Raw genomic sequence first — 12,180 nt, 5'->3', positions numbered from 1 at the left:
GTCATGGTGCCTCCCGTGGAGTTGGACTCGCTGCGGGAGGCGCGGCTGGAGTCGCGCTACTTCCGGGAGGCGCTGGCGTTGACCGTCTTCGCCTTGCTGGGCTTGTGGGCGCAGCCCGTCGCGCTGAAGGTGCTGGGGTTGGGCATGGCGGCGCTGGGCGGCCTGCTGGCGTTGACGTGCCGTTCACACGGGCTCGTCCTGGTGCCTCGGCAGGGGCGCAGGTGCGCTGGCCCCTGGGGTTGGCGCGGCGGGGCTCTCCCCGGGACACGCGGCTGTTGGCGGCGTGGACGTCGTTGGCGGAGGCCCTGCGGGTGCGCGGCGTGGCTGTCGGCGAGTCGTCACCGCCGCCGCCTCCGCCGACACAAGACGGTGGCCCTCTGTCTTGACGGGCCGATCGGGCCGGGTAGGGTGCCGCGCATGTCGCGACCCTGCGCTGTCGGACCCCGGCGTCTTCGAATTGGCGTGGTGGTGGGAATGTGGGTAGCTGCGGGCTGTGGCTACCGCCTGGCGCCTCGCGGAGACGGACTCCCGGCTGGCGTGACGTCCCTCTGCGCGCCTGTCTTCGTCAACGCCACGCCCGAGCCCACGCTGGAAACGGTCTTCACGCGCTTCCTGCGGCAGGAGCTGATCCGCGTGGGCCGGCTGGGCAGCGCGGAGTCCTGCGACGGGCGCATGGAGGGCACGGTGCTGTCAGTGGCGAACACGCCCACGACCGTCGTGGGCAAGAGCACCAGCCCGGGCTTCTTCTTCCGTGTCTCCGCTCGGGCGCAGATCCGCGTGGTGAAGGACGGACAGGTCCTCAAGCAGACGGAGGTCTTCGGCTCGGAGGACTATGTGCTGGGGAGCGGAGACATCCTGGAGGCGGAGGCGAACCGGCAGGTCGCGCTCGAGCGCCTCGCGGAGGTCTTGATGCGGGATGGGTACGACCGGCTCGCGGGCGCCTGGTGAGGAGGCAAGAGCCTCCTCCCGGCAGCCTGCACGGATGAAGCAGGGCCACGCGAGGTGGCCCCGAGGCTTCGACTAGGCCTGCGCGCGGGCGGCCTTGGTGGCGGCCTTCGCGAGACGCGAGATGCGGCGGGAAGCGGTGCGCTTGTGCAGCACGCCCTTGGTGGCGGCCTTGTTCAGCGCCTTGGCGGCCGACTTGATGGCGTCCGTCATCTTCGCCCCATCCTTGCTGCCGAGCGCCTCGCGGGCGGACTTGACGGCGGTCTTCACCTCACCGCGCACGGTGATGTTGCGCGCACGGCGCTTCAGGGACTGACGGTGACGCTTCTCTGCGGACTTGGTGTTGGCCAAGAGAAATCTCCAGCGGTAATGGCAGGCTAAAAAGAGGGGCCGTCCTTACTGCGACGCCTCGCAGGCGTCAAGGCGGGTGTGGGCCTCCAGCCGGGATTTCCGGGCTCTGGACGCCCCGCCGAGGGCACCTGCGAGGAAAATCACTCTACCGAAGTCGTATATTCCCACACCAGCCCCGCAGGATCTTGAAAGGTGAGCCGGCCGGCCTGGTGCTGGATCAGCCGGCTCCCCGGAATCTCCGCGAGGATGCCGGGGAGCCGCTCCACCGCCGCCGGGGAGGGGGCCGTCAGGGCCAGCCGCAAGCCCGTCGTGGGCGTCCCGGCGGCTTCGAAGGCGATCAGGATGCCCCCGTCCTCATAGAGGGCCTGATCCGCCGGAGCCCGTCGGGTGATCCACCCCAGCCGGGGCGCCAGGGCATCCCAGAAGGCGCGCTGCGCGGGAAGATCCGCCACGCCCAGCCGCAGCGTGGTGACGGGCGCGCGAGGAACCCAGGTTGGAGATGGCAGGGCCTTTTCTCGCGCCTTGGCCTCCTGCCAGTGGCGCTCCATGTGCTCCAGGGTGGCATCCCCCAGGGCGACACCCTCGGCGCGGAGGGCGGACTCGATGTGCTGGAAGCGGGCGGTGAAGCGGCGGATGGCCATCCGCAGCGCGTCCTCGGCGGGGGCTCCGACGAAGCGCGCGAGGTTGGCGAGCGAGAACAGCACGTCCCCCAGCTCGTGCTCGATGGCATCCCGATCATTCGCGGCGATGGCCTCGTCCAGCTCCCCCAGCTCCTCCGTCAGCTTGGCGCGCACGCTTGCGACGTCCGGCCAGTCGAAGCCGATGCGGCTGGCCTTCTCCGTGAGCCGCTCGGCGCGCATCAGCGCCGGGGCGGCGACGGGGACGCCGTCCAGCACCGAGCCCTCCCGGCCCGTCTTGCGCTTCTTCTCCGCGGCCTTCAGCTTGGCCCAGTTGTCCAGGACCTGCTCGGCGCCTTCCATGCGCTGGCCGTCGCCGAAGACATGGGGATGCCGGCTGACCAGCTTGTCACCAATGGCCTTCGCCACGTCGGCCAGGGAGAACTCCCCAAGCTCCGAGGCGAGCTGGGCGTGGAAGACAATCTGGAAAAGCAGGTCTCCCAGCTCTTCGCAGAAGGTCCGCCAGGAGCCGCCGTAGGCGACCCGGTCCATCTCCTCCAGGACCTCGAAGGCCTCTTCCAGGAGGTAGGGCCTCAGCGAGCGCAGGTCCTGTTCGCGATCCCACGGGCAGCCGCCTTCAGCGCGCAGCTTCCGCATGATGTCGACCAGTCGCTCCAGCTCCGCCCCGGGGTTCAGCGTCGTGTCCGCCATGCACGTTCCTGTAGCACGCACGGGTCGGGTGCTGTCCGGCAAACGCGGCAGGTGGGCGGCCGGGCTGGCGTTCGTTTTCGCGGTTGGCCCTGGGTCGCCTACAATCCACCCTCTGGATGATCCGCCTGCCGCTTCTTGCCCTCCTTCTCAGTGGCTTCACGCTTCTGGTGCCCGTCGTGGCGTCCGCGCAGCTGGAAGCCCCCACGCGCCTTCCCGAGGTGGATCCGGGCCCCATGGAGCCCGACCTGCGGGATGAGTCCATGGATCCGGTGGATGACGCCGCCTACGCGGAGGACGTGCCGGAAGAAGACGTCCCCGCCGCGGAGGATGCCTCCTCCGAGGACGCCGACGAAGCGCCCAGGGCGCCCGCGCGCAATGTCAGGGCCGCCGAATCGGCCCCCGCCAATGGCCGGACTCCCGCGGTGGCCAGTCCTCCGCCGGTCGATGAACCCACGGTCATCACCCCCAGGCCGGTGACGCTGAGCCCGGTGCTGGCGCCGCGGGTGACAGATGCGGACCTGGAGGCCCTCTGGAACCGGTGGCGGCAGGCCCGCGCGACGAATGATCGAGACGCCGCAGCGGCGGCCCTCAAGGAACTGCGGACGTTGCGCGTCGAGCTGGCCGCCACGGACCTGGAGCCCCTGAGCGTGGGCTTCCTCCGCGAGGCGGCCGTGCGTCGCCGCGCGGGGGACATGGCCGGCGCGGTGCGGCTGGCGGAGGTGGCGGTCGAGCTGTCGCCGGGGCTGCCCTACGCGCGCTTCGAACTCGCGGAGCTCTACGCCTTGGAGAAGCCGGGCGACGTGTCCCGCACGTTGGGGCAGGTGCGGCAGGCACTGGCGACACTGGCGCAGGATGCCCGCTATCGGCGGCCCGCGTTGGCGGACCTGGGCGCCCTGGTGCTGCTGGCCTGGGGGCCACGGCGGTGCTGCTGATGGGCTTGTTCTTCCTACGGAAGCTCCGTTACGCGCTGCATGACTTCCACCATCTGCTGCCGCGAGTCGTCTCCCGGTGGCAGTCCCTGGTCCTGGGGCTGCTGCTCTTGAGCCTGCCGTGGGTGCTGGGGCTGGGCGTGCTGCCCGCGCTGCTGGTGATGCTGGCCACCGTGTCCCTCTATCTCTCGCGCAAGGAGCGGGTCGTGGCGGCGGTGCTGGTGGCGGGCGTGGGGCTCTTGCCGCTGGCGGCGGGGCAACTCGCGCGCGTCACGGCGTTCGCGGGCACGCCGGCCGAGGACGTGTACCTCCTGGAGCGGGGCGGCCTGTCCGCCGAGGAGGCGCGGGCGCGCGTGCTGGCGCGGATGGCGTCCCGCTCGGCGACGTTCGCGGAGGTGCTGTCGCTGGCGTACTTCGAATCCCGGCGCGGCTTGCTGGAAGAGGCGAGGACGCACTTCAAGGCCGCTTCGGCGCTGAAGAGCTCGGATGCGCGCCTGCTCACGCGCTTCGGCAACACCCTGGTCGCGCTGGGAGACGCGGAGGGTGCGGCGCTGCTCTACGTGCAGGCCTCGCAGTCGGCGCCGGACCGGCGGCTCCACACTACAACCTGGCGCAGGTGGTCCGCCGCAGGGCGAAGACGCTGCCGGACTCGGAGGTCGGCAAGGAATTGGATCGCGCCGCCACGGCCATGGCCTCGGCGCAGGCGCTGGATGGAACGCTGCTGGTCCGGGACCCGCCGCCGGAGGACCGGCTGCTCCTCAACCTGCTGCTGCTGGCCCCGCAGCTGGGGAGTCCGACTGGCTTCCGCTCGCGGATGGCACGGGGGCGGGGCGCGGTGGAGACGCAGGTGTCGCGCTGGCTGCTCCCGGGGCTTCCACCTGGGCCCATGGCCTCCGCGGGGCCGCGGCGCTGGCGGTGCTGCTGGCCCTGTGGGGCTTCTCGGGGGACCGCTTGAAGGCGGCCAAGGTGTGTGAGCGCTGTGGCCGCGCGGTGTGCGTGCGCTGCGACCCGGAGCTGGGCATCGGCAGCAAGCAATGTGGCCAGTGCGTCAACGTCTTCTCCCGCCGGGGGCTGGTGCCGCAGCAACTGAGGGCGCGCAAGCAGCTCCAGGTGGACCGGCATCAGGCCTGGACGGGCCGCGTGGCGTACGCCTTGGGCGCGGTGCTATCCGGCGCCGGTCACGTGGCCTCGGGGGTGCCGGTCCGCGGCGCGCTGTATGCGTTTGGTTTCCTCTTCGCGCTGGCCGCGGTGCTCCTGCACCAGGGCCTGGTGCGAGGGCCCTACGGTGAAGCCCCCCTCTACCTCAAGCTCGCGCCCGCGGCGTTGCTGCTGCTGGGTGTCCACCTGCTGTCGTTGCGCGGTCTGCGCCGACTGCGGCGGGGGGAGTGAACGGCGATGTCCCTGCAAGGCACCCTGAAGGACTTTGGTATTGGCGACATCCTGCAGCTCATCGGGCAGCAGCAGAAGACGGGCACCCTCCACGTCCGCGCCAAGGACCAGGAAGTGCGCATCGGCTTCAACGATGGCCACATCATCAAGGCGGAGAGCGTCACCCGGAAGCGCAAGGAGCTCATCGGCGCCATGCTGGTGCGCTCGGAGCTCATCACCGAGACGCAGCTCGAGGCGGCCCTGGAGACGCAGCGCCGCACGCTCAAGCGGCTGGGGGACGTGCTCGTCTCCAGCCAGGCCCTCACCGCCGAGCGCTTCCAGGCGATGATGCAGCTTCAGGCCACGGAGACCCTCTACCGTCTCTTCACCTGGAAGTCGGGCACCTACGAATTCATCCAGGAGCCGGTGGAGCCGGACGCGGAAGCCATCCATCCGTTGCGCGCCGAGACGGTGCTCATGGAGGGCTTCCGGATGGTGGATGAGTGGCCGGTCATCCGGCAGAAAATCCACCGCGACGACCTGGTCTTCGAGCGCATCAAGGCCCTGCCTCAGCCGCGTGGAGAAGAGGGTGGGGAGCTGGGCGCCATCGGTCCCTCGGAGCGGCGCATCTACGATGAGCTCTCGCCCGGGAGGGATTTGCGCAAGCTGGTGGACATCTCCTGCCTGGGCGAATTCGAGACCTGCAAGGCGCTCTACAACCTGGTGAAGGGCGAGTACGTCCGGCCGATACTCCCGGAGGGCGCCCCGGCCCCCGTTCCTGGGGACCAGCGCCTGCTTGCTCGCGTGGCGGGGCCGCTGGGGCGCCTCGTCGCCACCGTGGGGGTGCTGGCGGCAGTAGTGCTGGTGGTTCCCCGGGCCGTGCGCCCGGACCCCGAAGCGGGCGTTCCCGCGGTATTTGCGGACGCAGCGGCCCAACGTCATGTTTCCCAGGCCCAGCGCGTCCGCATCGAGGCCGCGCTCGAGGTGTTTCGCCTGGAACGCGGTGAACTGCCCGAACGTCTGGATTCTTTGGTGCAGGCTGGACTGTTGAAACCGGGCGAACTGAAATACCCGTGGCGGGAAGAGTACTATTACCGGCGGTTGGCCGCTCGGCAGTTCATTCTCCTGCCACCCTTGCGCTAGCCCTGACACAAAGTCGTCTTTCGCGGCCCTGGGGGCGGCGTTACGTTGGTGTCAGCCGTAGCGACATAGACCGAGGAAGAATCCGCATTGCGAAATCCCGCCACGTTGGAAGCGCCCGAAGTGCTTACCGCCTCCGCCAAGGTGGACGTTCGTGACAACGCGACCGCCCTGGCCCTCTGCGGCAACCAGAACGAAAACCTCAAGTTGATGGAGCGGCGCCTCGGAGTCCGGGTGGGACAACGCGGCACCGAGTTCCATCTCTCCGGCCCGTCCGATGCCGTCGCCTTCTCCGTCCGCCTCCTGGAGAACCTGGAGGAGATGATCCGCGCCGGCCGTCCCGTCTATCGGGAGGACGTGGAGCAGGGCATCAAGGTGCTCGGCCGCGGCGCGGAGTCCCTGCAGGAAGTCATGCTGGGCCCGGTGCTCAAGAGCTCCGGCAACCGGCAGATCTCCCCCAAGAGCATCAACCAGAAGCGCTACGTGGACGCCATCCGCTCCCACGACATCGTCTTCGGCATCGGCCCCGCGGGCACGGGCAAGACGTACCTCGCCATGGCCATGGCGGTCGCCTTCCTCCAGGAGCGCAAGGTCAAGCGCATCATCCTGGCGCGCCCCGCGGTGGAGGCGGGTGAGAAGCTGGGCTTCCTGCCAGGAGACCTGCAGGAGAAGGTGAATCCCTACCTGCGGCCGCTCTACGACGCGCTTCACGACATGATGGCGGCCGAGCGCGCCGCGCACCTGCTGGAGCAGGGCGTGGTGGAAGTGGCCCCGCTGGCCTTCATGCGTGGCCGCACGCTCAACGACGCGTTCGTCATCCTGGACGAAGCCCAGAACACCACCGTGGAACAGATGAAGATGTTCCTCACGCGCCTGGGCTACAACAGCAAGGCCGTCATCACCGGTGACGTGACGCAGGTGGACCTGCCCACGGGGAAGATGTCCGGGTTGAACCATGCGCGCGCGGTGCTGAAGAACATCGACGGCATCCACTTCGCGGAGTTCTCGGAGGTGGACGTCGTTCGCCACCCCCTGGTCCAGGAAGTCATCCGCGCCTACGACCGGGCGGACGTCGCCCAGCGCGAAGCCCAGGCGGCTCGGGAAGCAGCAACCGCTGCCGCCCAGGCCCCCACCGCGGCGCCGGCCACCGCCGCCGAGCCCGTTGCCGTCGAATAACGGTGCCGATACCTACCTGCGCCCACCCGCGCGTACCCTGCCGGGCGGGCGTACTCCATCCCACCCTTGCGAATATTCCCAGGCGCTGCGTCCTTGAAGGATCCGCGACGCCTTATCTAGGGTGAGGACCCCCATGGCCGAACCGGAAACGCAGCCCCCCGGGCGCAGTCCACTGGACGCGCTCGCCGAACGCCTCGGACTGGACAACGGCGTCTGGGGGCGGCGCGCCATCCAGGTCCTTCTCCTGCTCGCCGTCTCCATTGGCGCGGGATTCGTCATCTCACCGGGTCTCTACAGCCAGCAGATTCCGGCGCTGGCGGAGGAGAACCTCGGCAAGCCGTTCCGAGCCAGCTCGCCCGCCGGCTTCAAGGCCGCGCGGGACTACGAGGTCGTCCACCGCGCCATGACGCAGCAGCGGCGCCAGGACGCGCGCGCGGCCGTCAAGCCGGTGTACGACCTGAACCCCGCCGTCCTGGGGCAGCTGCGGTCGACGGTGAGCTCCGCCTTCGCGTCCATGCGGCTGCATCTGGACGAACTCGCGGAGGCGCAGTCCGATTCGGAACCCGAGGAGCGCGAAACGCCCCGCCGGCGCAAGCCCGCCGCGTCCCCGGAGATGCTGGAGCTGGAGCGCAGCACCCGCGAGAAGATGCGGGCGGAGCTCCAGGAGCGCTTCTTCGGCAAGCGCGACGCCGTGCTGGAGGCCGAGGACTTCCAGGCGCTCTATGCCACCCGCTTCTCGCAGGAGGCGGAGACGGCCACGCTGCTGGTGCTGGAGCGGGCGTATCGCTCCGAGCGCGGCGCGGTCCATGTGGCGGGCTCCCGGGAGGAGCTGGCGCGGGAGGCGCATCAGGGCCTCACCGTCCGCGACGTGGTGAACAAGGCCGAGGAGTCCCTGTCGGGGGCTCCACCCAGGTGGTGGACGTCCCCGAGGCGCACCAGGAGATGGAGCGCTTCGCCTCGGTGCCCGGCAACCTGATGCCGGACGCGCCGGGCGTTCAGCGCCGCGCCATCCTCCGGCTGGCCCAGCGGCTGGTTCGGCCGAACCTCACCATCAACATCGCGGAGTCGGACGCGCGCCGGAACCAGGCGGCCCAGGCGGTGAAGGACGCCGTCATCTCCATCAAGAAGGGCCAGCGCGTCATTGGCGACGGTGAGCTGGTCAATGAGTCGCACCTGGTCATCCTGCGCGGCATGCGCGCGGAGACGGACCGGCTGGACCTGGTCCAGCTCCAGGTGGGCGGCACGGGCCTGGTGGGCCTTCTCATCGTCTCGACGTACTTCTTCTGCCGCGCCGCGTTCCGGCGCTTCCGTCCCACGCGCAAGGACGGCGTGCTGTTGGGCCTGCTGCTGCTGGGCCTGTTGGGCCTGCTGCAAATCTGGGTGTCCATCGCGGACGCGGTGCAGGACCGCTACACCGCGCTGCCCATCGAGGCCTTCTATTACGCCTTCCCGGTGGCGGCGGGCGCCATGCTGGTGCGCTTCATCCTCACGCAGGAGCTGGCGCTCTTCTTCGCGCTCGTCTTCGCCTGTCTCACCGGGGTGATGCTGGGCAACTCGCTGGCCTTCGGCGTCTTCACGCTGGTGGGGTCGCTGGTGGCGGCCGACCGCATCGTGAAGGCGAAGGACCGCGTGGGCATCTTCCGCGCGGGTCTGGTGACGGGGGCGGTGAATCTGGTGGCGGTGCTCTTCCTCTTCCTCGTGGAAGGCAAGGGCCTGTCGGCCGATACCCTCATCACCGCGGTGAGCGCCTTCGCGGGCTCCTCGCTGGCGGTGCCGGTGATGGTGATGGCGCTCACGCCGCTTATCGAGGCCACCTTCGGCTACGCGTCGGACATCAAGCTGCTGGAGCTGGCCAACCTGAACCACCCGGCGCTCAAGGAGCTCATCGTCCAGGCGCCCGGCACGTACCACCACTCCATCATCATCGGCTCGCTGGTGGAGAACGCGGCGGAGACGATTGGGGCCAACCCGCTGCTGGCGCGCTCGTGTGCGTACTACCACGACATCGGCAAGGGCCGGAATCCGCTCTACTTCGGGGAGAACCAGAAGGGGGAGAACCGCCATGACGCGCTCGCGCCGGCGATGAGCGCGGTCATCATCAAGCGCCACGTGACGGAGGGCCTGGAGATGGCCCGTCAGTACCGGCTGCCCAAGCTGGTGGCGGATGCGATTCCGCAGCACCACGGCACGCGCACGGTGGGCTACTTCTACCACAAGGCCTTGAAGGAGCAGGAGGGCAAGGAAGGTGCTCCGCCCATCGACGAGAGCATCTACCGCTACCCGGGGCCGAAGCCGCAGTTCCGCGAGGCGGCGCTGGTGATGATCGCCGACGCGGTGGAGGCCTCCACGCGCTCCATGGCGGACCCCACCACGCCCAAGCTCCTCGCGCAGGTGCAGAAGATCATCAACCTCATCTTCTCCGAGGGTCAGCTCGACGAGTGTGACCTGACGCTGAAGGACCTCAACCTCATCTCGCAGTCCTTCCTGCACACGCTCGAGGGCATCTACCACACGCGTCCGGCCTACCCGGCGGGCGCCGTGGGTGGGGGCAAGGCGCCGCCGTTGGTGGTGGCGGGCGCGGTGCATCGGCCCGCGGAAGGCAAGGACAAGGCGCGGACCGCGGGGGCGCATGAGCGCAGCACGAAGGGGCAATGGCGTGAGATTGCGCAAGGGGAAGCTGATTCCCCGTGACGACGGCAAGCGCATCGAGGAGTTCGTGGGCGCGGCCACCACCAGCACGGACTCCGCGTCCGTCGCGCGGATGCTGGCGCCCCCGGGTGGTCCGAGCCCGCGCAGCGCCCGAATTCGACGAGGTCGTCATCGTCCTCACGGGCGAGCTGACCATCGTGGTGGAGGGGCGCCGCGAGCGCATCTCCGCGGGCGAGGTCGGACTGGTGCCGCGCGGCAAGCGCGTGGTGTACCGCAACGACGGCCAGGGGGCGTGTGACTACTGGTCGGTGTGCGCGCCTGCGTTCCGCCCGGAGCTGGCGCACATGGAGACGCCCAAGCCCCGCGTGCAGGAAAACCACGTCACCATCCAGGTGGCGCATGGCCAGGGCCGGGACTTCGCGCGCCTGCTGACCACCTGGGCCAGGGCGTACCTGGTGCAGCTCGAGCTGTCCGGCGTGGAGCTGTCCCTGTCCCTGGTGGACGACCGGGCCATCCGCCGGCTCAACCGCACCTGGCGCCAGAAGGACAAGGCGACGGACGTGCTGAGCTTCCCCGCGGGCGACCTGCCCAAGGGCACACCTGGACCGCGCCCGCTGGGGGACGTGGTCATCTCCCTGGACACGGCGAAGCGGCAGGCCAAGGAGTATGGCCGCACGCTGGAGGCGGAGATGGCGCGCTACCTGGCGCATGGCCTGCTCCACCTGCTGGGGCACGACCACGAGCGCCCCCGGGACGCCAAGCGCATGGCGGCCCTGGAGGAACAGCTCCTGGGCGAGCGGGGCATGGTGGCGGACTCGCTCCAGGTGGATGCCAAGGCCCGCCGCGCTCGCAGCCTCATGTAGGCCCTCCGCCGGCTCCCCGCTGGACAATCCAGTATCCATCCCGTTGAGCCGGGCGGCGTGCGTGATAGGTAGGCGGCCTCCCGCGTGTTGGACCAAGCCATGCTCCGCCCATCACTCATCGCCTCCTGCCTGCTCGGCCTGCTGCTCCTGGCGGCGCCCGCGCGCGCGGCCTCCATGCCGCCGTGGGGTACGGGAGAAAGCCAGGGCGAGGACCTGGCCATCCTCCTGGTGACGTTCAGTCCCGGGGATGACGTGCCGTCCTGGTGGGGCCACGGCTCGCTGGTGGTGGAGGACCGGCGGCGGCAGATGTCGCGCCTCTACAACTACGGCATGTTCTCCTTCGACGAGGCCATGCTCGCGCGCTTCGCCATGGGCCGGCTGGAGTTCTGGGTGGGCCAGTCGTCAGTGGGTGGCACCTTCCGCTACTACCAGGCCGAGGACCGCGACGTCCGCGTGCAGGAGCTCAACCTCACGCCCGAGCAGCGCGTCGTCGTGGCGAAGCGGCTGGCGGAGAACGTGCTGCCGGAGAACCGCGAGTACCTGTACCACCACTACAACGACAACTGCGTCACGCGGCTGCGGGACATGATTGACGTGGCCACGGGCGGCCAGCTCCGCGAGGCGGACCGGGCACCCGGGCGGATGACGCTGCGCGAGCACACCCGTCGCTACACCGCGGTGAACGCGCCCATGAGCGTGCTGCTCGACTTCATGATGAACGACGAGATCGACCGTCCCATCACGAAGTGGGAAGAGGCCTTCCTTCCGGATGAGCTGGAGGCCCAGGTCGCGGCGCTCCAGGTGAAGGGGGCGGACGGGCAGCCGGCGTCGCTCGCGGCGAAGAGCTGGAACTACTACGAATCCTCCACGCGTCGGCGTCCGCCGGCGGAGCCTCCCCCGTGGGGCCCGTGGCTTCTCGCGTTGGGCCTGGCCCTGGGCGGCCTGGCGGTCGGGCTGGCGGTGTGGGAGCGCCAGCGGGGCAGCCGCGTGGCCCGCCTGCTGCTCGGGCTGGAGAACGCCGTGGTGGGGCTGGCGCTCGGGTTGCCGGGCACCGCGCTGTTCATCATGGGGTTGGTGACGGACCACACGGTGACGTACCGCAATGAGAATCTCTTCCTGGCCAACCCGCTGACGCTGCTGGCGCTGCCCTTCGGCGTGGCGCTGACGTGGGGCAGCCAGAAGGCCCGCACGCGCCTGTTCAAGGTGTGGACGCTGCTGGCCGTCCTGGGGGTGCTGGGCGTGGTGCTCAAGGTGTTGCCGCCCTTCGACCAGGACAACTGGCGGCTCATCGCGCTCATCCTGCCCATCTCCCTGGGCATGGCGGGCGCATTCGGTCTGGATCGAGTACTGGCGCGCCTCCCCAGGGCGGACCGCGCGTCAGCCGGACGGCGGGATGCCGTCGCATCGCTGAAGACTCCCTAGAGGATACGG

At 69.8% G+C, this 12,180-nt stretch carries 9 protein-coding genes and 2 pseudogenes; 9 read left to right on the top strand and 2 right to left on the bottom strand.

Features of this window, described 5'->3' with window-relative positions; genetic code table 11:
- Positions 1 to 3 precede the first annotated feature (3 nt).
- Positions 4 to 948 carry an LPS assembly lipoprotein LptE gene (gene lptE, locus QEG98_RS25280; RefSeq protein ID WP_316563123.1) on the top strand — a complete coding sequence of 315 codons (945 nt, stop codon included), beginning with the start codon at positions 4 to 6 and terminating at the stop codon, positions 946 to 948.
- 72 nt (positions 949 to 1,020) lie between these two features.
- Here lptE and rpsT read toward each other — a convergent pair whose 3' ends face one another.
- Both rpsT and mazG read right to left on the bottom strand, forming a co-directional pair.
- Positions 1,021 to 1,296, bottom strand: coding sequence for a 30S ribosomal protein S20 (rpsT, locus tag QEG98_RS25275; RefSeq protein WP_090495501.1), 276 nt, complete (start codon positions 1,294 to 1,296; stop codon positions 1,021 to 1,023).
- Between the two features lie 140 nt (positions 1,297 to 1,436).
- Positions 1,437 to 2,624: a nucleoside triphosphate pyrophosphohydrolase gene (gene mazG, locus QEG98_RS25270; RefSeq protein WP_316563122.1), complete on the bottom strand. Its 1,188-nt coding sequence runs from the start codon at positions 2,622 to 2,624 to the stop codon at positions 1,437 to 1,439.
- A 176-nt stretch (positions 2,625 to 2,800) separates the two neighbouring features.
- Between mazG and QEG98_RS25265 the strand changes: the two genes are divergently transcribed.
- The 8 genes and pseudogenes from QEG98_RS25265 to QEG98_RS25230 all read left to right on the top strand — a co-directional run bounded on the left by QEG98_RS25265 (position 2,801) and on the right by QEG98_RS25230 (position 12,171).
- A complete protein-coding gene (locus tag QEG98_RS25265; RefSeq protein ID WP_316563121.1) occupies positions 2,801 to 3,556 on the top strand; it encodes a hypothetical protein in 756 nt (251 codons plus the stop codon).
- Positions 3,556 to 4,527, top strand: coding sequence for a hypothetical protein (locus QEG98_RS25260; protein ID WP_316563120.1), 972 nt, complete (start codon positions 3,556 to 3,558; stop codon positions 4,525 to 4,527). The genes QEG98_RS25265 and QEG98_RS25260 overlap by 1 nt, the downstream gene beginning before the upstream one ends.
- Complete coding sequence (locus QEG98_RS25255; protein ID WP_316563119.1) at positions 4,505 to 4,942, top strand: hypothetical protein; 438 nt, start codon at positions 4,505 to 4,507, stop codon at positions 4,940 to 4,942. The genes QEG98_RS25260 and QEG98_RS25255 overlap by 23 nt, the downstream gene beginning before the upstream one ends.
- Positions 4,943 to 4,948: 6 nt before the next feature.
- Entirely contained in the window at positions 4,949 to 6,064 is a 1,116-nt protein-coding gene (locus QEG98_RS25250) for a DUF4388 domain-containing protein (protein ID WP_316563118.1), read from the top strand.
- An 87-nt stretch (positions 6,065 to 6,151) separates the two neighbouring features.
- Positions 6,152 to 7,237: a PhoH family protein gene (locus QEG98_RS25245; RefSeq protein ID WP_090495497.1), complete on the top strand. Its 1,086-nt coding sequence runs from the start codon at positions 6,152 to 6,154 to the stop codon at positions 7,235 to 7,237.
- A gap of 133 nt (positions 7,238 to 7,370) precedes the next feature.
- Positions 7,371 to 9,928, top strand: a pseudogene (locus QEG98_RS25240) (HD family phosphohydrolase).
- Positions 9,867 to 10,749, top strand: a pseudogene (ybeY, locus tag QEG98_RS25235) (rRNA maturation RNase YbeY). The pseudogenes QEG98_RS25240 and ybeY overlap by 62 nt, the downstream one beginning before the upstream one ends.
- 99 nt (positions 10,750 to 10,848) lie before the next feature.
- The gene (locus QEG98_RS25230) at positions 10,849 to 12,171 is read left to right on the top strand and encodes a DUF4105 domain-containing protein (protein ID WP_316563117.1); all 1,323 of its coding nucleotides are present in this window, start codon (positions 10,849 to 10,851) and stop codon (positions 12,169 to 12,171) included.
- Positions 12,172 to 12,180: the final 9 nt, after the last annotated feature.

It is taken from the genome of Myxococcus sp. MxC21-1 (genome assembly GCF_032612255.1).
Classification (GTDB): Bacteria; Myxococcota; Myxococcia; order Myxococcales; family Myxococcaceae; genus Myxococcus; species Myxococcus virescens.
Note: the sequence above shows the minus strand (reverse complement) of the source record. Positions and strands in the feature narration are given on the sequence as shown.

Excerpts from the sequence above, each read along its gene's own strand:
- lptE (WP_316563123.1), top strand. The coding sequence starts at position 4 with ATGGTGCCTCCCGTGGAGTTGGACTCGCTGCGGGAGGCGCGGCTGGAG.
- mazG (WP_316563122.1), bottom strand. The coding sequence starts at position 2,624 with ATGGCGGACACGACGCTGAACCCCGGGGCGGAGCTGGAGCGACTGGTC.
- QEG98_RS25260 (WP_316563120.1), top strand. The coding sequence starts at position 3,556 with ATGGGCTTGTTCTTCCTACGGAAGCTCCGTTACGCGCTGCATGACTTC.
- QEG98_RS25250 (WP_316563118.1), top strand. The coding sequence starts at position 4,949 with ATGTCCCTGCAAGGCACCCTGAAGGACTTTGGTATTGGCGACATCCTG.
- QEG98_RS25230 (WP_316563117.1), top strand. The coding sequence starts at position 10,849 with ATGCTCCGCCCATCACTCATCGCCTCCTGCCTGCTCGGCCTGCTGCTC.